The sequence below is a fragment of the Polaribacter litoreus genome (genome assembly GCF_054584775.1).
In genome coordinates this window covers 1-20,306 of sequence record NZ_JBTLRD010000027.1, presented here as the reverse complement: position 1 = coordinate 20,306, position 20,306 = coordinate 1, and the positions used below count along the sequence as shown (strand labels likewise).

General features: G+C 29.7%; 18 protein-coding genes. 15 read left to right on the top strand and 3 right to left on the bottom strand.

Annotated elements, in window-relative coordinates; all coding sequences use genetic code 11:
* Nucleotides 1–325 precede the first annotated feature (325 nt).
* Nucleotides 326–607, bottom strand: coding sequence for a hypothetical protein (locus ACW9UN_RS16370; RefSeq protein WP_459487444.1), 282 nt, complete (start codon nt 605–607; stop codon nt 326–328).
* A 613-nt stretch (nt 608–1,220) separates the two neighbouring features.
* On the opposite strand from ACW9UN_RS16370, the gene ACW9UN_RS16365 reads away from it, so the two are divergent.
* The 13 genes from ACW9UN_RS16365 (at nt 1,221) to ACW9UN_RS16305 (ending at nt 16,557) form a co-directional block, all read left to right on the top strand.
* Nucleotides 1,221–2,438, top strand: a complete 1,218-nt coding sequence (locus tag ACW9UN_RS16365; protein ID WP_459487443.1) for a tyrosine-type recombinase/integrase — start codon at nt 1,221–1,223, stop codon at nt 2,436–2,438.
* Between the two features lie 5 nt (nt 2,439–2,443).
* Nucleotides 2,444–4,489, top strand: coding sequence for a hypothetical protein (locus ACW9UN_RS16360; protein ID WP_459487442.1), 2,046 nt, complete (start codon nt 2,444–2,446; stop codon nt 4,487–4,489).
* A gap of 106 nt (nt 4,490–4,595) precedes the next feature.
* Entirely contained in the window at nt 4,596–4,883 is a 288-nt protein-coding gene (locus ACW9UN_RS16355) for a helix-turn-helix domain-containing protein (RefSeq protein ID WP_459487441.1), read from the top strand.
* Between the two features lie 3 nt (nt 4,884–4,886).
* Complete coding sequence (locus tag ACW9UN_RS16350) at nt 4,887–5,783, top strand: hypothetical protein (protein ID WP_459487440.1); 897 nt, start codon at nt 4,887–4,889, stop codon at nt 5,781–5,783.
* Nucleotides 5,784–5,901: 118 nt separating this feature from the next.
* On the top strand, nt 5,902–8,892 hold the full coding sequence (locus ACW9UN_RS16345) for a type I restriction endonuclease subunit R (protein ID WP_459487439.1): 2,991 nt from the start codon (nt 5,902–5,904) through the stop codon (nt 8,890–8,892).
* Entirely contained in the window at nt 8,885–10,183 is a 1,299-nt protein-coding gene (locus tag ACW9UN_RS16340) for a restriction endonuclease subunit S (protein ID WP_459487438.1), read from the top strand. The genes ACW9UN_RS16345 and ACW9UN_RS16340 overlap by 8 nt, the downstream gene beginning before the upstream one ends.
* Complete coding sequence (locus tag ACW9UN_RS16335; protein ID WP_459487437.1) at nt 10,180–11,358, top strand: AAA family ATPase; 1,179 nt, start codon at nt 10,180–10,182, stop codon at nt 11,356–11,358. Before ACW9UN_RS16340 ends, ACW9UN_RS16335 begins: the two co-directional genes overlap by 4 nt.
* A gap of 1 nt (nt 11,359) precedes the next feature.
* Entirely contained in the window at nt 11,360–12,976 is a 1,617-nt protein-coding gene (locus ACW9UN_RS16330; protein ID WP_459487436.1) for a type I restriction-modification system subunit M, read from the top strand.
* Between the two features lie 72 nt (nt 12,977–13,048).
* Nucleotides 13,049–13,573 (top strand): hypothetical protein, encoded by a 525-nt coding sequence (locus ACW9UN_RS16325; protein WP_459487435.1) that lies wholly within the window; start codon nt 13,049–13,051, stop codon nt 13,571–13,573.
* Nucleotides 13,574–13,575: 2 nt separating this feature from the next.
* A complete protein-coding gene (locus ACW9UN_RS16320) occupies nt 13,576–13,950 on the top strand; it encodes a helix-turn-helix domain-containing protein (RefSeq protein WP_459487434.1) in 375 nt (124 codons plus the stop codon).
* A complete protein-coding gene (locus ACW9UN_RS16315) occupies nt 13,950–14,402 on the top strand; it encodes a hypothetical protein (RefSeq protein ID WP_459487433.1) in 453 nt (150 codons plus the stop codon). The genes ACW9UN_RS16320 and ACW9UN_RS16315 overlap by 1 nt, the downstream gene beginning before the upstream one ends.
* Before the next feature lie 21 nt (nt 14,403–14,423).
* On the top strand, nt 14,424–14,819 hold the full coding sequence (locus ACW9UN_RS16310; RefSeq protein WP_459487432.1) for a hypothetical protein: 396 nt from the start codon (nt 14,424–14,426) through the stop codon (nt 14,817–14,819).
* A gap of 31 nt (nt 14,820–14,850) precedes the next feature.
* Nucleotides 14,851–16,557, top strand: coding sequence for a hypothetical protein (locus tag ACW9UN_RS16305; protein WP_459487431.1), 1,707 nt, complete (start codon nt 14,851–14,853; stop codon nt 16,555–16,557).
* A 775-nt stretch (nt 16,558–17,332) separates the two neighbouring features.
* Here ACW9UN_RS16305 and ACW9UN_RS16300 read toward each other — a convergent pair.
* Nucleotides 17,333–17,551, bottom strand: a complete 219-nt coding sequence (locus ACW9UN_RS16300) for a helix-turn-helix domain-containing protein (protein ID WP_459487430.1) — start codon at nt 17,549–17,551, stop codon at nt 17,333–17,335.
* A gap of 383 nt (nt 17,552–17,934) precedes the next feature.
* Between ACW9UN_RS16300 and ACW9UN_RS16295 the strand changes: the two genes are divergently transcribed.
* Both ACW9UN_RS16295 and ACW9UN_RS16290 read left to right on the top strand, forming a co-directional pair.
* A complete protein-coding gene (locus ACW9UN_RS16295; protein WP_459487429.1) occupies nt 17,935–18,375 on the top strand; it encodes a DUF6943 family protein in 441 nt (146 codons plus the stop codon).
* 137 nt (nt 18,376–18,512) lie between these two features.
* Nucleotides 18,513–19,154, top strand: coding sequence for a DUF6266 family protein (locus ACW9UN_RS16290; protein WP_459487428.1), 642 nt, complete (start codon nt 18,513–18,515; stop codon nt 19,152–19,154).
* Nucleotides 19,155–19,322: 168 nt separating this feature from the next.
* On the opposite strand, the gene ACW9UN_RS16285 is transcribed toward ACW9UN_RS16290, so the two are convergent.
* A complete protein-coding gene (locus ACW9UN_RS16285) occupies nt 19,323–20,213 on the bottom strand; it encodes a leucine-rich repeat domain-containing protein (RefSeq protein ID WP_459487427.1) in 891 nt (296 codons plus the stop codon).
* Between the last annotated feature and the right edge of the window lie 93 nt (nt 20,214–20,306).

Here is a 20,306-nt window from a genome sequence, read left to right as displayed (position 1 = left end):
AAATTCACACGTTTAATATTTCCACAAACAAGATAAAATTCCCACAATAATTTTTTCACGAGTGAAAGATAATTCAGTAATTGTTAAATTCCATTTTAAGCGATTAAAAAATTCCCACGAACAACTAAATTCAGATATTTTGGAAATTCAAATTTTCACGTTTCTGAGTGTTTTCCACTATTATTTACAACGTTGTTGTATATGGTTTGTTGCGTGTTTCAAGCACCTAATTTAGTAAATAATTACCGACCAAAAAAGTCCGCGAGGACTTTCGTAAGTAGGCGAGAAACTAGCAATAAATTATATATGTTGTTGGCAGTAGTTTTTATTTTTCACTCGTTTGTTTTGTCACAAGTTTATAAATTCCATTTCCTAATATTCCACCAATTATGATTGAAGTAATAAAATTCAATTTATTCGGTTCTGGATGTCCATTATCAGCTCCTCCAGCACTGTAAAAAAGATTCATAAATGAATTCATTTCGTTTGTATAATAATGGCAAATGTCAGGAATTAGTAATTCATAGATTACTGTAAAACTAATCAGAAACACTATTATTCCAACAACAGAAATAAAAGTCCATTTCAAAGTTTTACTTTTCTTCATTTTTATTCAATTTGTTAGTTATAGAATATTTCAAAAATGTCAAGATTCCGAATATTGTAAAAAAGATTAAACTAATTTTCCCATAATCTTTTAAGTCTCGATTTGAAATACTTTTCCAACCAGGATTTAAGTATCTATGAATTAAATATATGATAACAATTATTGTTAGAAATCCCCAAAATCCTATGAAAATATATCTCAATATATTTATCAGTTTTTTTAAAATAATTAAAACTTTTTCATTCATAAATTTACTTTTATAAGTCTTAATTCAGTTTTGGTTTTGAGTGAGTTTTTAATTACTGCCAACGTGTTTGTGTATGATTAGTTGCGTGGTTTAGCACGTAATTTAGCAAATAAAAACCGAATAGAAAATCCGCGAGGATTTTCGTAAGTAGACAAGAACCAAGCAATTAATTATACACGGTGTTGTATAGATACTTCATTAGGTTGCTTCCAATTTCATTGAATCCCTTTATTTATAGGCTTTTATGTGTTTTTATTAAAGTAAATTAATACAGCTAAATGCATCAAAATGCTTGTTTTGTTGTACCTATTGTTGTACCTTAGTACTCGGTTGCACCGCTTTGCATACCTTTAAAGCCAGTACTTTATGTCTTCAATAAAACTAATTTTAAGAAATAACAAAGTAGATAAAGCAGGAGAAGCACCTCTTTATTTAAGAGTTATCAAAGACCGCAAAACTAAATTCATTTCGTTAAGCCTAAAACTAAAGCCAAATGAATGGGATGAAGATAAGCAAAAAGTAAAGAAGAATCATAGTAATTCTACAAGGTTAAACGCTTACATATCTCAAAAGGTTGCGGATGCAAAAGGCGAAATTGCAGACCTTGAAAGAAGAAACCAATCCACAACTGCAAGAAAACTAAAAGAGGCCATTAAGGGTAAACCCTTAACGAACTTTTTTGACTACTCAGATAGCCTTTGTGAAAAGCGTAAAGATACTTTAGCCTATTCAACGTATAAGAATTACAAAACCTATTTAAAGAAATTTGAAAAGTTTGTAGGGCATCGTGAATTAATGTTTGAAGACATTACAGTTACCACCTTAAAAGATTTCGCATCTTATTGCAGTTCTACATTAGGTAATAATAATACAACCATAAATTTCTCTTTAAAAATTATGAAGATAATGTTTAAGGAAGCTCAGAAAGAAGATTTAATACCTTTAGACTTATTTCCTTTCAATAAGTTTACTGTAAAAAAAGATAAGAGTACAAAACGATATTTATCTGCTGAACAATTTCAGGACTTTATAAATTTAGAAGTTTCTAATAAAGACAAAGCACAAGTAATAAAAGATATGTTTATATTTTCAGTTTTTGCAGGTGGTCTAAGATTTGGGGATATGTTAGAACTTAAATGGAAAAATTACGATAAGAAAAGTGGAAAAATAACGAAAATTATCAGAAAAACAAATAGACAGCATAGTGTTAGAATAGGTCAAAAAGCAGTTGAGATATTAGAGAAGTACCGGCAAAAAGACCAGAAGCAAGAAGATATAATTTTCCCTTTTGCAAATATTGATAAAAACTATTTTACAAATAAAGAGCATAGAAATTTAATAACAGGTAGAGCAATAGCATTAAGCAATATGTATTTAAGAAAAATGGGGACACGTTTAGAATTACCTTTCAATTTAAGCTTTCATATTAGCAGACATACATTTGCTACCAGGGCATTAAATAATGGTATGAGAATAGAACACGTATCTAAACTAATGGACCATTCAGATATAGGTATTACTCAAGTCTATGCAAAAATAATAAGTAGTGAGTTAGATAATGCAGTCGATAAATACATCAATTAACTATAATGCTAAATAAACCAATTAACAACATCGTTAAAGAGCATTTTACTAAAATAAGAAATGCTGCAAAACAAAAGGCTAAAATAGATTTTAAACTTAATGTGCTTGAAAAAATTGAAGGATTAGATAACTATCAAAAGTTAGTGTTTTGTGCTAAAGAAGAAGATAGAATAGATAATCTAATAGAAAAAGACCCACATCCTTACTATATTAAAAATAGTGATAGTTGGCTACTTTCCCAATTTGCTGCACGTCATTTTTTACTGAATGTAGATGAAACTGAAGAATTTATTCAATCAGTATATTTAGGTGATTATGATAAGTTGATTCATAATAAAATTAAAGTTCTAGGAGAAAAGATACCAAAAGTTACTTACGAAGACTTTTTAAAAGGTGTAAGATGCAAGTATTTTGAAAATTTTGATTCACAATTCAATATAGAAGAAAAAGACTATTACCAAATTGCTGATTGGCAAATGAAGACACTTTTGGATATTGTTGAATATGACACAACTAATATTATAAGAGCGTATCAAAAACATTGTGAAACTTTAGAAAATCCACTTGAATTTATTGAAAATGAATTAGCTATAATTGAGGAAGAATTATCTGAAAATCTAAATGATTCAAGAGTTTTAAAACAAATACTATCAAAACTCTATCTGTACAGAGACTTTGATTTCAGAACTTATGATGATGAATTGTTGTTAGTTAATTTTCCATTGTTTTACAATGATGACAATAATTTAAAAAAATTAAATCCTGTAACACTAAAAGAGCCTTTGCACAAAATGGCTTCTAATAATAAAAGTCTTATTGGTAACGAATATACTATTTTTTACACTTTAGATTTTTTACAGAAATGGATGCAAAAAATTATGAAAGGTCAGTCGTTAGGCACATCTTTCAGATTTATTGACACAGATAAAGAGTTGCAAAAAGCAATTCAAGAAGCAGAGGAAGAAAACCAAGAAATTATAGATGCTATAAATGACTATTGTTTTAATAATGAAGCCAAATCAGATAAACAAATTAAAAAATATTTGAGGGATAAGTTTCAAGAGCAAATAGATGCATACAACAAAGTTCAAGATGATAGAGTGTTTTTCCTTCTTCGTGATGAAAACAAAGAACTTCAAAAAGCAAATGTAAAATTCAATTATATAATAAATGATAAGCTAGAAGAAGTCATAAAGGAAATTAAAACAGCTTATAAAATCCAAAATACAAGTTGGGAGATTACGTTTATTTTTCAAGAACTATTCGACAGTCGGACTATGTATTTTAAAAACGATTCTGGTTCTCATATCATTATTCAATCGTTAATGAATAAAATGGTAGTAGATAAAGAATTATACAATGAGTTACAAGATTCAATGGATACGTTTTTTAAAAGATTCCATCGTGATTCTGTACCTTTAGATATACACTTCATAAATCATAGACAAACATATATTAGAGTGTTTGAGAAATGTATGTCTAGGTTTCAGGAGATATTAGATAATGCAGAACCAAGTAATAAAGTATTGTATATTCAATCAAGATTAAAAGAATTAAAACATCGTGAATTAGAGTTTAGGGCTTTAATTGAAAGACGTGAAAATTTTAAAGGTAAGGAGGATAAATATCCAAAACTATTTAAAGACTTTTTATCCATAGAAGCCGAATTTATTAAGGAAACCGCCATTATTGCACCCTTAAACTATTTGCCTACAAACTCTAAAATATTACTTGATAAACCAAAGATTGAAAAATTTGAAGATTTATTATCAATCGAAAAACAAGAATATATACTTAAAATGTTAGAGGATTTAGCAATAACAATCGATGGTAATTCTGTATTAACCCCAAAAAAAATAGGTGCTATTAGAGGCGTTGTAGAGGCTTTAAGGGAAAAGAAAATTATATCTCATATAGGACTTCATAAACTTTGTGTAATGTTTGCCGAAAAAATAAATGCAACAATGAAATCAGAATTGGATGCCTCTAATACATCAGAAGATTATAAAAAGAGTGCAATAGAGTATATAAAAAACAATCCACTACACTAATTTTCGTTAAACATAAGGGTTTTATAAGGGGGTAACAAGGTTACCCTTTTTAGACCCTGTGTCATTTCTCAGATTTGTTGGAGTAATCTAAAAAATATTTCAGCAAATGGAAGCAATTATTTTATCAAAAAACCAGTACAACGAACTTCTAAAGAAAATTGATGAAGTTAAACTCTCATTAGATGAGAAAAAAAAAAATCCTAAAGATGTTTTTGTAGACAATCAAGAGTTTTTACAGTTAATGAATATTAGCAAACGCACAGCACAAACTTGGAGAGATGAAGGCGTAGTATCTTTTTCGCAAATAGGCTCAAAAATCTACTATCGTATGAGCGATGTAGAAAAACTACTTGAAAAAAACTACAACAAAGCATTCAAAAAAGTAAAAGGTTAATTGTTGTACGATACTATTAAAATAGTAAAGTATTTAGACAAGTTACCTGTAGAAGCCCTTACCAGAGTTCGAGATACATTTATATGGAAAAACTGTCTATGGAAACCACGTTTTAATAATTTTAACGAGGTGGTTTGTTATACTGCCGATTTAAAAAACCTAAAACTTAGGTTAAGGGGAGATGAATTAACCATTACAAACAGTTTGCAAAAGTTTTATATGGGTAATAACTATGAACCATTTACGTATTCACAAGCTGTTGAAGCAGTAAATACCTTAAATACTTGTTTTGGAAATGTATTGCTAGAAGCCGAAGTTAAACGTTTAGCAATAGGTACAGTAATTTATGACGTGCCTGAAAACACGTTTCAAAAGTGGCAAGAATACAAAACAATCCAGCCTCAATTTATGTGTAATGGTACTAAAGTTTACGGTGTACATTTTAAAGCTACCAATTACAAAATAAAAGGCTACGATAAAACCTATCAAGTCAAACAAGAAGCAAGAATCGATATTACAAAAAATGTTATACGTTTTGAAATTGAAGCCAATTCAAGATTTATCAATCAAGGAAAAGATAGTGTAGGTATTTATAAGCTATCAGATTTAACCGATTTTTCTAAATTTCAGAAATTAGGGAATCAATTGTTATCTGTATATGGTAAAATCAAAAAAAGAAAACATATAGCTTTTGAAAGTTTAACGCCTGAGCAAATTAAATTAATGGCTACTTATGGAAGTCCTTTTTGGGTAAATGGCTTAAAAAAATACCACAAGCATACACATAAAAAAGAGCGTCAAGCATATTTAAAACTATTAATAAAACTCAATCATTCTGAAAATGAAAACAACATTTATGAGAAACTTAAAACACAAGTAAATTTCTGTCTAAATAACTGAGTTTTTACAACTTGTAATATACCCTAAAAAAGGGGTAAAAAGTAATTACTGAAATCCTTATTATTAAGTCAGATTATTATTATATTTTTAACATTTTAAAATACCAGTCTACATACCAATGACCAAAGAGCAACAAATAGAAAATGAATTAATTAGCAGGTTAAGCGATTTAAAATACATTTATCGACCAGATATTCGTGATAAAAATACATTAGAACAAAACTTCAGAGAAAAGTTTGAGAAATTGAACAGAGTAAATTTAACAGATTCAGAGTTTAAAAAACTTAGAGAGGAAATTGTAAATCCTGATGTTTTCAAAGCTTCAAACTATTTAAGAAACACTAATACATTTTCAAGAGAAGATGGCACACCTCTACATTACACACTTGTAAATATTAAAGATTGGTGTAAAAATGATTTTGAAGTCATTAATCAACTTAGAATAAATACAGACAATAGCAACCATCGGTATGATGTTATTTTATTAATTAATGGTGTTCCTGTTGTTCAGATAGAATTAAAAACTTTGCAGATTAGTCCTAATAGAGCAATGCAACAAATAGTTGAGTATAAAAGTGACCCAGGTAATGGATACACCAACTCTTTAATGTGTTTTATGCAATTGTTTATCGTTAGTAATAAATCAAGAACCTTCTATTTTGCTAATAACAACCATCAACATTTTGCTTTTAATGCAGATGAACAGTTCTTACCGGTTTACGAATTAGCAAGTGAAGACAATAAAAAAATTAGTCATTTAGACGACTTTGCCGATAAGTTTTTAAAGAAGTGTACGCTTGGTCAAATGATAAGTCGCTATATGGTATTGGTAGCTAGTGAGCAAAAAATGTTAGTAATGCGACCTTACCAAATTTATGCAGTTAAAGCTATTGTAGATTGCATAGACCAAAACAGAGGTAACGGTTATATATGGCATACTACAGGTAGTGGTAAAACGCTAACATCTTTTAAAGCATCAACCTTATTAAAAGAGAATCCAAATATTGAAAAATGTTTATTTGTAGTTGATAGAAAAGATTTAGATAGGCAAACACGAGAAGAATTTAATAAGTTTCAGGAAGGAAGTGTTGAAGAAAACACTAATACGGAAACTTTAGTAAGAAGAATGTTATCAAATGATTATGCGGATAAAGTAATTGTAACAACCATTCAAAAATTAGGTTTAGCACTAAATCAAAATAGTAAACGTAACGTAAAACAAAGGGAAGAAAACAAAGAGACCTATTACGATAGGTTAGCACCCTTAAAAGATAAGAGAGTAGTATTTATTTTCGATGAATGTCACCGTTCACAATTTGGAGACAATCACGATGCTATTAAAGAATTTTTTCCAAAAGCACAGTTGTTTGGCTTTACAGGAACACCAATTTTTGAAGACAATGCTACTTATAAAACAATTGAGGGCAACGAAGCTTCTTATAAAACCACAACAGATGTTTTTCAGCAAGAATTACACTCATATACCATTACTCACGCTATAGAAGATAAAAACGTTTTACGTTTTCATATCGATTATTTCAAGCCTGATGGTGTTGTAAGTATTGGTAGCGATTTACATAAGTTAGCAGTCGCAAACGCAATTATCAATAAACACGATAAAGCTACTAACGATAGAAGGTTCAATAGCGTTTTGGCAACTGCTTCAATTAATGATGCAATTCAATATTACGAAGTAATTAAAGAGTTACAAGCTGAATTAATTGCTGAAAACGAAGACTACAAACCGTTAAATATTGCTTGTGTATTCTCACCACCTGCCGAAGGTAATAAGGATATTAAACAATTACAAGAAGATTTAGAGCAAGAAAAGAAAGATAATGAGGTTGAGCCAAACAAAAAGAAAGAAGCGTTAACTGCAATCATTTCAGATTATAACAAACAATACGATACAAATCATACCATAACAGAGTTCGATTTGTATTATCAAGATGTTCAGCAACGTATTAAAGACCAAAAGTATTCAAATAAAGACTATCCACATTCTAATAAAATTGATGTAATGATAGTAGTAGATATGCTTTTAACAGGTTTTGATTCTAAATACCTAAACACGCTTTACGTAGATAAAAATTTAAAATATCACGGTTTAATACAAGCCTTTTCACGTACCAATCGTGTAATCAATGATACCAAACCTTATGGTAATATTTTAGACTTTAGGCATCAAGAAGAAGCTGTAGATAAGGCAATGATATTATTCTCTGGAGAAAAAGTAGACAACCCTAAAGAAATTTGGTTAGTAGATGCAGCACCTAAAGTTATTGATAAATACCAAAAAGCAGTAGGTAACTTAAAAGAATTTATGCAATCCAAAGGTTTAGACTGTACACCTTCAGAAGTTACAAATTTAAGAGGAGATGAAGCACGAGCAGAGTTTATAAATACTTTTAAAGAGGTACAACGTTTAAAAACACAATTAGACCAATATACAGACTTAGAAGAACACCAAACAGAAGTTATTGAAGACTTGTTACCAATAGACGATTTACGTTCCTTTAAATCGGTGTATTTGGACACGGCAAAACGTTTAAAAGCACAACAAGATAAAGGTGGTGATAATGTACCACCAGAAGTTGAGCAATTGGATTTTGAATTTGTACTGTTCTCTTCTGCTATCATAGATTACGATTATATCATTGGTTTAATTGCAAAATATACGCAAGACAAACCATCTAAACATAAAATGACACGAGGGCAATTAATAAACCTTTTAAGCTCTAGTGCTAATTTAATTGAGGAACGTGATGATATTATAGAATACATCAACACGTTAGAAGTAGGTAACGGTTTAACCGAAAAACAAATACGAGAAGGGTATCAAAAATATAAAGATGAAAAGGCTGAAAAAGTTTTAAGAGCCATTTCTGAAAAGCACGGTATAACTACTCAAAGCTTAAAAAGCTTTATTGCTGAGATTATGAACCGTATGCTGTTTGATGGCGAAAAGTTAACCGACTTATTAGCACCTTTAGAATTAGGTTGGAAAGACCGTAGAATTAAAGAGTTGGCATTAATGGAAGACCTAGTGCCATTATTAAACAAATTAGCCCAAGGGCGTGAAATAGCAGGTTTAAACGCTTATGAATAAAGACCATCAAAAAATAGTACCTCTACTGCGGTTTCCTGAGTTCTCTAATAATGGGGAATGGAATATTGATAAGTTTTCAAGTTTTATTAAGTTATTCAGAGGAAGTTCGCCAAGACCTATAAGCCAATTTTTAACTAAAGATGAAAATGGAGTTAATTGGATAAAAATTGGTGATACTAAAAATGCTGTCGGGTTCAAGATTTCACAGGTTGAAGAAAAAATAACGGTTGCAGGTTCTAAAAAATCTCGCAAAGTAAAAAAGGGTGAACTAATTCTTGCTAACTCAATGAGCTATGGTGCGACTTATGAATTAGAATTAGAAGGCTGTATTTATGATGGGTGGTTTGTGTTACGTGAATTTGATGACAGTTTTGATAAACAATTTTTACTTCAATTACTTAATTCAGATTTTTTACAAGTTCAATACAAAAGATTAGCAGCGGGTGGTATTGTCAAAAATATTAGTAGCGTAATAGTTTATAATACGTTACTTCCAGAATTATCAATTAAAGAACAACAAAAAATAGCCAATTGTTTATCATCATTAGATGATGTTATAAAAGCAGAAGCTGAAAAATTAGATTTATTAGTTGAACATAAAAAAGGCTTACTACAAAAACTCTTTCCACAAGAAGGAGAAACAATACCTAAATATCGTTTCCCAGAATTTAAAAATGATAAAGGTTGGGAGGAGAAAAAACTAAGTGATTTTGATGAGTTAATTAGTGGGGATGGTGATTGGATTCTCTCAAAGGATATAACTCTAAATGGGGGGCATCAAATTGTTCAACTATCTAGTATAGGTTTTGGCAAGTTTAAGGAAAAGGATTTAAAAACTATTTCAGATGATAAATTTTCAGAACTCAACGGAACATCCATTTTAAAAGGAGATTTATTAATCAATAGGATGGTAGATTCTAGTAAAATCAATTCTTGCATTTTTCCACATAGTGGCAAATTTGTAACAAGCGTCGATATTTGTTGGATTAGAGAAAATGAAATTATTAACAATTATTTTTTTATGAACTTACTTTGTACAAGTTATAGTCAAAAGAAGCTATTAAGCTTGTCAAGTGGTGCAGGGCGTGTTAGAATAAGTAAGAAAAATTTATTTGCAAATTTTGTATTCTTAATTCCTAAAAACCCCAAAGAACAACAAAAAATAGCCAAATTTCTATCTAGTGTAGATGTTTTAATAAATGCTCAAACTGTAAAAATACAGGATTTAAAATACCATAAAAAAGGCTTATTGCAGCAATTATTTCCTAATATAAATGAAGTTGCGGTATGAGTAAAAAGTTTGAAAAAAACATAAGCGATATTGCCAATCAATTAGTTGGTCTAGAAAAAAATGTAAACCTCATTTATGCTTTTAACGGTACAGGTAAAACAAGGTTATCTGTTGCTTACAAAGATGTAACTAAAACCAATAATGGTGGCAATCATTCCGGTGTATATTATAATGCCTATAGTGAAGATTTATTTAATTGGGATAATGACGAAGATAATAGCGGTGCAGATATAAAGCTTAAAATTGCAAAAAGTAATCTAAATCAATTTCACCCTTTATTAGATGAAATTAATCTACAAGATAAATTAGCATCATATCAACCTAAATTCGATTATAGGTTTGAGTACTTTGAAGATTTAAATGATGGTATCAAATACATTAGGTTTTACAACAAAAAAGAAGATGAATCTAATGAAGAAGAAGTTGTAGAACAACCTGAAGACGAAGCACAAAAAGAAGCACAAAAGCCAGAAAAGAAAAAAGAAGAAAAAGAAATACCAATTAAAATTTCAAGAGGTGAAGAACAAATATTCGTTTGGTCATTCTTTTTAGCCTTATTTGAAGTAGAAGGTTGGACTGGCGATGATAACCAATCGACACACTTTTTTATAGACGACCCTGTTTCCAGTCTAGACGACCATAATATTTTTGTAACAGTATCATCATTAATAGATTTAATAGACCAACATTTCAAAAAAAGAAAAATAATAATTACAACCCATCATATTGGTTTCTTTTCTGTATTGGCAGATTGGTTAACAAGAGGTGAAAAGGCATCACGTTACCAACAGCAAGTTGATATTTATAAACTAAAAAACAATAACGGTACTATTGAATTAGTTGGCCCAAGAAAAGAAGTCTTTTTGTACCATTTAGAATTATTAAGAGTAATAAAAGAAGCTAAAGATAAAGACGAAATATATGTATATCATTTTGCCTTGTTAAGGCAAATATTAGAAAATATAAGTTCTTTTCTAGGGGTCAGAAACTTTTCTCACGTTTTAAAAGAAGTTGGTTTTTCAGATGCAGAAAAACAAGCTCAAATAGTAAATATTATGGCTCACAATTCAGTTTTTAGATATAAACTTATAGAGCCTGTACCAGATAACAAAAAGCTAATAATAGAAATATTTGACGCTATACAAAAAAAATATAAATTCGTTTTACACGCATAAAATGACAGCACAACAAAAACAATTAGGTAAAACCCTTTGGGATATAGCAGATAATTTAAGAGGAGCAATGAATGCAGATTCCTTTCGCGATTATATGCTTTCATTTCTTTTTTTAAATTATCTATCCGATAATTATGAAACCTCAGTAAAGAAAGAATTAGGTTCAGATTATCCCAAATTAGAGGAAGAAGATAATCGTACACCATTATCCGTTTGGTATCAAGAAAATCCAGAGTTCATTAAAGACTTTGAAAAACAAATGCGTAGAAAAGTGCATTATGTAATTGAACCAGATTATTTATGGAAAAGTATTGCAGAATTAGCTCGTACACAAGACAGCGAACTATTAATAACCTTACAAAATGGGTTTAAGTACATAGAAAACGAATCATTTGATAATTCTTTTAAAGGCTTATTCTCAGAAATAAATTTAGATTCAGAAAAGCTTGGTAAAAATTATGAAGCTCGTAATAAAAAGCTATGTACCATTATTCAAAAAATTGCTGAGGGTATAGAAGGTTTCGATACAGATACCGATAGTTTGGGTGATGCTTATGAGTATTTAATAGGTCAGTTTGCAGCAGGTTCAGGTAAAAAAGCAGGAGAATTTTATACACCACAACAATTATCCACCATTCTTTCTGAAATTGTAACTTTAGATAGTCAAAACCCAAAAGCAGGTAAAAAGAAAAAAATCAATAGAGTATTAGATTTTGCTTGTGGTTCAGGCTCATTGTTATTAAATGTAAAGAATAAAATAGAAAAAGAAGGTGGTACATTAAGTAGAATATATGGCCAAGAAAAAAATGTAACGACATACAACTTAGCACGTATGAATATGCTTTTACACGGTGTTAAGGATTCTGAATTTGAAATATTTCACGGTGATACGTTAAAAAATGATTGGGATGTTTTAAATGAAATGAATCCAGCTAAAAAAGTAGAGTTCGATGCTATTGTAGCGAATCCACCTTTTAGTTTACGATGGACACCTAGTGAAACCACAGCAGAAGATTTTCGTTTTAAAAATTATGGTTTAGCACCTAAATCAGCGGCAGATTTTGCATTCTTATTACACGGCTTCCATTTTTTAAGTGATGAGGGAACAATGGCTATAATACTGCCTCACGGAGTTTTATTTAGAGGTGGTGCAGAACAACGTATTCGTACTAAACTATTGAAAGATGGTAATGTAGATACAGTTATTGGATTGCCATCAAATTTATTCTTTTCAACAGGTATTCCTGTGTGTATTTTAGTATTGAAAAAATGTAAAAAAGAAGACGATGTATTGTTTATTAATGCAAGTGGTGATGGGAATTTTGCAAAAGAAAAACGTCAAAACGTTTTACGTAAAAAAGATATTAAGCGAATAGTTGATACTTATCAAACCAGACCAGAAAATGAAGTAAGATATGCACGTAGTGTATCAATGGAAGAAATCGAGAAAAACGATTTTAATCTTAATATTTCTAGATACGTAAGTACAGCTAAACCAGAACCAATCATCAACTTAAAAGAAGTGAATACTAAAATAGTTGATGTAGAAAAAAGAATAAAAGCAAGTAGAGAAGAACATAATGTTTATTTAAAAGAATTAGGTTTAGATACTATTTAAGTTGTAAAATAAATACAGTTAATTTCATAAAATTAACTTAAAAGTGAAATATATTTGTAAATTAACTTATAAGTGAATAACTTTGCACACATAAAACCATTGTTTAAATATAATAAAGTAGCATATTACTCTGTTGTATTAAACGATAATAAAGAGACCTTGTACGAAGAGTTTGTTAAAAAGCACGAGCTTAAAAACAAAAACAAACTATACCATATTTTAAAATGGTTACAAGTAATTGGGAAAAAGTATGGAGCACAAAATCGTTTTTTCAGAAATGAAGCTTTTACCGCAGATACTTCAGCATTACCACCTGTGGGCAAAGACAAAAAACCGTATTATATTGAAAATGGCAAAAAGAAAAACAACACTTTAAGATTGTATTGTTTACGAGCCAGTGAGGGCGTAGTCTTTTTGTTTAGTGGCGATATTAAAACGGCAAACAAAGCTCAAGACTGTCCAAATGTGAAACCACATTTCCTATTGGCTAATCAACTTACAAAAGCAATTGATGAAGCATTTAAAAATAAAGATATAATTTGGAATGAAGATTGTACTTTAATTGAATGTGATAACAACTTTAAACTCTATTATTAATTATGGAATTTCCTAAAAACAACATATTAGACAATTGGTTAGAAACTAATCAAAATACTGAAATAGATAGATTCATTGAAAGAAATTTGGCTATAACAGAAAAGGTATGCGCTGTTTTAAAAGAGCGTGATATTAAGAAAAAACAATTCGCAGAAATGTTAGGTAAATCACCTTCTGAAGTGTCTAAATGGTTATCTGGTTTGCATAACCTTACTTTAAAGAGTATTACCAAGATGGAAGAGGTTTTAGATATTAACCTTATTAATATTGACCCTATTAAAGAAATAGAATACGTTTATTTAGGCTCTATTCCAGGAGGTAGTATGGAAGATGCAATCAATGGTTATGAAGAAACAAATTATAGCGCAGCAAGTTAATGAGTAATGAAGTTAAAATAGACCCAGAAAAAATACACCTATTTCACATCAACATAGTGGAAAGCTCTATTAAAGACGTATCTCATAAAGGAGAAAACAACTTTAAAATAAATATTGCACAAACCACAATGCATAATTTAAAAGATGAAAGGGTTAAAATAGGGTTGTTTATAGATTTGATACACGATGAAGCATCTTCTAATGCTAAAGCACATTTTGTTTTCGATTTTCATTTTAGAATTGATGGATTAAATCAATATTATAAACTTAAAGAAGATAATTCACCAATATTTACAGGTGTGCTCATAGCAACGCTTTTAGGTGTTAGTTTTTCTACTGCAAGAGGTATAATTTTTGAAAGATTATCCAATACCAATATGCAAGGTATGATTCTACCTGTTGTAGCGCCTCAAAAGATGTTATCACTACAAAAGAAAGAGGACTCTAAATAGTGAAAGATTGTGAAGAGTAGTTTGATTAACTTATTATTTGAAGAATACAAGCAAATTTGTTTGTTTGAAGAATTAGAAAATAAAGGTCTTGATTTAACTAGAATTACAGTTAAAAATTCTGATATAGTATTGGATTTAATAGGTTTTCCCAAAGATAATACTTTACAATATGATATAAACGCCCTAAACGGTTTGGAACACAATCCAAAAAATGGTAAAGTTCCGGATGATGATTTGTTTTGTCGTGATTGGTTATATGATAAGTATTATGATATGGTGGAATCAATTGAAAAAAAGCAGAAAATTGAAGTTGCCGATAAGGGTTTAAAAATGGTAGAGTATGATGATGAAGTCTTGATTAAAAAGAAATTAGATGCATTTGTTGATTGGCTATATTTAGAATACTCAAAAATATAGAGGTCTTAATAAATCAATAAATGATAATATATTGGACACGAAACTTATTACTCGTTTATCATACGAACATATCTTTAATGATAACGAATCTATTCAAAACTTAATAAAAAAGGCAGATGTTCTTAAATCGTTAGAAGTATTAGCTTTAATAAATAAGTACGAATATAAAATACATCGCAATTCAAATTCAGAGGTTTGTTTCATTGTTCAAGAATGGTTAAAAGATGTTGATGAATCGATTAAAAAGAAAATTGTAGTATCTTTTTTAAAGTTTTCGGAAAAAAATAAAAAAGGAATTGTAAATAATACTGATTTTACTTCCGTATCTATTATAAATCGCATTTCTACATTGCGCTTGTTAGAGATATTTTCATCAAATAGTCCTAACGATATTGTTATAAAGGATGAAAAGGATAATGCACTAATAGTATTCAAATTATATCTACTTGTTAGCGATGAAATATCTAAAAGGCAAGATAAAGTTTTTCGCAAGTACTTCGTTAATAAAAGAACGTCCATTGATGAGATTCATTTTCATTTATTTTTTGGGTTAACACACCCAATTATTAACTCATCACAATCTAAATGGTTAACACCAGAAATTTTTAAATTCTTACTATTTGAAAAATGGTTAAGAACTATGCCACATTACTATTCGATGTCGGAAGATTATTTAAAACAAATTGGTTTAAATAGTTGGTATGAATACTTTAGCGATGTATTTAGTTTAAGTAGAATTAACACGGAATCTCACCGGCTATCCATAAAAGACTATCCTGTTTTAAGTAAAGTGTTAAATTATTTTACTTCAAAAAATGATTTTAGTCCGCAATGGTCGGAATTTTTAAACTTAAAGAAGCGGCCTATAATAAAGCTGAATGAAAATGATTATTTGATTTTAGATTTTGAATTTTTATTAAATAAGTTTTTTACAAGTTTATATCACGATTTACTTAATCATAGCAAATCAAAATTTGGTAATAAATTTAGTCAAGATTACAATAGTCTATTTATTGAAGATGTGTTGTTGCATAATACTTTCAAGTGTGCTTTTGGTAATTCTTATATTAAACACTCAGAAATAGAAATTAAGCAACACAATGTTAAAGGGATTCAAAGTTTAGGTTTGCCAGATTACTATATTAGGAATGGTAATAAAGTTTTTTTATTTGAATGTAAAAACTCGTTTATATCTCACGCTAATAAAATTGACCTGAACACTGAAGCGTTGTTAGAGGAAATTGAAACCAAATTTTATAGGATTTCTGAAAGTGAATCAAATAAAAAGAAAGATAAAGCAATTAAACAATTAGTAAAATACATTTTAAATTTACATCAAAATAAATATGCTTTTTTTGATAATATAAAAAACACAAATAATATTGTTTTTTACCCTATACTATTGGTTACCGATTACACTTTATGTTCTTTAGGTTTTAATAAATTATTAAATACTTATTTTGAAAAAGAGATTGAAAGTATAAATCATCAGCTTAAAGGCAAAATTAAACCGCTTACAATTATTCATATTGATGATTTTTTATTTCATAGAGATAGACTTAAAAAACTTGATGGTATAATAATTAAATATCACAATTATCTAAAAAATAAAAATGGTTTTGATGTAATGGTTTCATTCACAGATTATTTAGATAATATACTTTTTGATGGTAATCCACCTTTGAAAAAAAAATCAGTTGAACATATTTTAGAAAATTCATTATTGCCTTCAGAATAAAGTCCCCACAACACAAAACCCAGTTTTATCGTACCTCAAAATCCTCTGTCTTTTGTGTTGTTCCGCGCGCCACCGCATAGTTGGTTTTATGTCACAATAGTTGTGTCCAATGCTATAATGGCACATTGCTTGTTTTATTTAAAAGCATCTATTTTAATAAATTAGTACAATAAAAAAGCAAAGAGCCATTGCCAACGCTCTAAACAACTATTCCGCCACAAAACCAACCCAAAGCTAAGTTACATAATAGAAGTTATAGGAGCAAAAATCCTTTCAATGGTTGCCTACGGCGTTTTATTATATTTTCGTCGCTATAACTGCTATTATGTAAAATATCCGCTTATCCAACGCTCACATCCGAATATATAACCACATTTTGAACAAACATTAAACAATCGAACAATTAAAGGATTAAGTTAATTGAAAATAATATTAGTTATCTCATTCAACTGCACAAAACCATCGTTAAGTCCAAGTATTCCTTACCTCAAGTCTTTGTTTGTTTCATTTCGCTAACAAATATAAATGTCCACTTTTCCCCACCACCCAAGAAATAGGATATAAAAAAATAGGTTTAAGAAAGTTAGTACTACGCCATAGCATATTACTTTTTATCGTGCCTCAAAAAAGCAATAAGCTATTGTCTAAAAGTCCTGTATAAGTAGCTTGTTTAAATGCTGTTTTATCAAACAACTATTTAAAACGCTACCCATACAAACGCTTCATCCAACGCTTAAATACGAACTGAAACCTATTTTTTTAAGTGTTAATTCCCCTAAAAGTGTTTTCCTTTTTTAATTAAATAATCTGCTGCTTGTTTTTCAATATAATCTTGTGTCCAGATTTTATTTTCTAAAACCCAATTATTAATAGTTTCCTTATCAAAATAAAGCCTTTTACCTCTTTTTGAATGCGGTATAGTATGGCTACTTGTTAGTTTGTATATATGCGATTTTGAAACACCTAAATAATTTGTGAGTTGTTCAATATCCATAATTTTAGAAGTAATAATACTTGATTCCTTTGTACTAATATTTGAATAGATGTTTCCAAGTAATTTTTCAATTCTTTCTAATCTCTCGTTAATAATTTCAAAAGGATTTCCATAATGTTTATAGTATTAAATAAAAAAAGGTTGCAAATATATGTGGCTTCCTCTGCCAGCCGCACAAGGCAGTAAAGGTCAAGCCCTACGGGTTTTGAATAAAACTTTTTTCACAGTATTTCTTCTAGTTCATTAAGCATTTTAACTCAAAAAACTTTTATCCAAAAACCTTGACAGCCTTACCCACGCCACAATAACTATGGCTATCTTTTTTTCTTTTCAAAAAAAATAATGGTGCGAAGCGTAGCGAAGCAATTTTAAATTGGATAGTTATGTCAACTTTTGAACTAAAAACACACAAATCTGGTCGCACTTACTCGAATCCTCATTTTTTCATCCTAAACAAAGGTTTAAACAGCGGAAAACCGCTTTCAAATCCTTGTCCTAACTGTTTTGTAGTAATAGCTTCGACAGAAAAAGCAAAAAACACATTATTTCACTTATCGATGATGTTGCAAATTGGTGGTTTTTACGCCTATTTTTTAAAAGGTAGTGTTATTCCGTTTATATCTGTAGATGATTGCAGAAACACGCTTAAAAAAGGTTTAAAATCAAGTGGTAATATTACTAATCAGATGCAAAAACTCATAAAAGTAGTAGAAGTTATCAATAGAAAAGAAAAAGAATTACAAAATGTCATTGATAAAATGGCAGTTTTAAAGGTGGCATATATTCGTAATTGTTTCAATGTAATGCAAAATAAAGAAGCATAATGCAAAGGCATCATACAAGCCTAAAACAGTAACAAAATGGCATAATATTAGTTATATTAGTAACGAGAATAAGGTTTAAAAGCAATATCAAGTCCGTACCAAATCCGAACGAGTATTAATTTTAAATATTTATAAAAATGGGGAAAATAGCCCAAGGAATTTTAGGAGGCTTATCTGGTAAGGTAGGTAACATTGTTGGGGGTAGCTGGAAAGGTATCGACTACATTAGAATTAAGCCATCTAGCGTGGCAAATCCTCGAACTGAGGGACAAGTGAATCAGCGTAATAAATTCACCATTACATTAGAGTATTTGCAAGCGACTAAAGATTTTATCAAAATCGGTTATAAGTCATTTGCGACCAAGAAAACGGAATTTAATGCAGCAATGTCTTATGTATTAAATAATGCAGTAGGAGGTATTGCACCTAACTTCACGATTGATTATTCTTTAGCCTTATTAAGTAGAGGTTCTTTATCTGGAGTATTGAATGGCACTACTGATTTAGCAACCGCAGGACAAGTAAGTTTTGGTTGGGGTGATAACTCGGCAGAAGGTAATGCAAACGCAACGGACAAAGCGATGGTATTAGTTTACAATCCTAGTAAAAAAGAATCAATTTCTATTTTGGATGGTGCTGATAGAACTGTAGGTTCGCAAGTAATTACAATACCAAATACCTATGCAGGAGACACAGTAGAGTTGTTTATGGCATTTGTTTCTGCTGATGGAACACAAGTATCAAATAGTTTGTATTTAGGCTCTGGTACGGCGGCTTAATAACTTTAAGTTTAAATACATATTGAAAACCGTTTTTATTAATTTAGAAGCGGTTTTTTTTATGCCCTTTCTCTATTGAATTATAAGGTTAAAAATGTTATACCTATGTTGTACCTAATTTAATAATATTTATTTAAAGCCAATAAAAACAATACATATACAAGTATATTAATATAACACGGTGTTGCCAACAGTAGTTTTTATTATTTGTTCCGATTCTTTTTTTATTCCTTCGTATTTTTTAATAAACTCTTCGCACTTTTCATTCGCTTTTGGATTTGTACATTTTACTCTTCCAGCTCTTTTGCCGAGAAATTCAAAATATTCGTTGTATTCCCAACATAACTCCCAAATTCCTCCTTTAGTTCCACATTCTGCATTTGGTAAAGCTGTTTCTAAAAATGCATATTCTTTTGTGTTTAAAGTTGCTCGACCAATTATTATTCTCTTTAAATTCTTTAGCTTTAAAATCGGTAAAAAAGCAGGAAATTCTGTTTTGTTAATTATAAAACCTAAAGAAAAAACTTCAAGATTTGGCAAACCTCCTAAAAATTCAAAATTTTCAATCGGCTGATTCCAGTCAAGTGTTCCGTCAATGTGTAAATATCTCAAACTTTCAATTCCTTTAAGATTTTCAAAACTCGAAACTTTTCTTAAATTCTCAAAGTGAAGTGATTTCAGTTTCTTTAAATTCCGAAAAGGTGATAAGTCAGAAAATCCAGAAACATATTCAAGCACAATCTCTTCTAAATTGATTAGTTCTCCAATGAATTCTATGTCTTTTGTTCGCAGATGAGTAATTCTCAATCTTGTTATTTGAGTTAGTTCGCTTATTCTTTGAACTTGTTCTTTACTCGGTTCGTGTAAAGTTATTTCCTCAATATTTGGGCAATTAAAAACTTGAGTCCAATTAATATCATTTTTAGAAATCGTTAAAATTCTGACTTCTTCTTTGTCTATTATTTCCTCGTTTGTAGAATACGAATATCTTTCAACATTCGGAATAATTGTCCAATAGTTACCTGTTCTGTCTAAAAAATCTCCAAAATGGTGTTTCATTCGTTTGAGTGAGTTCTATTGTTGGCAACGTTTTGGTGTATTATTTGTTGCGTAAATTTAGCGAAAAAAAAGCTATTTAGACTAAAACTTTAG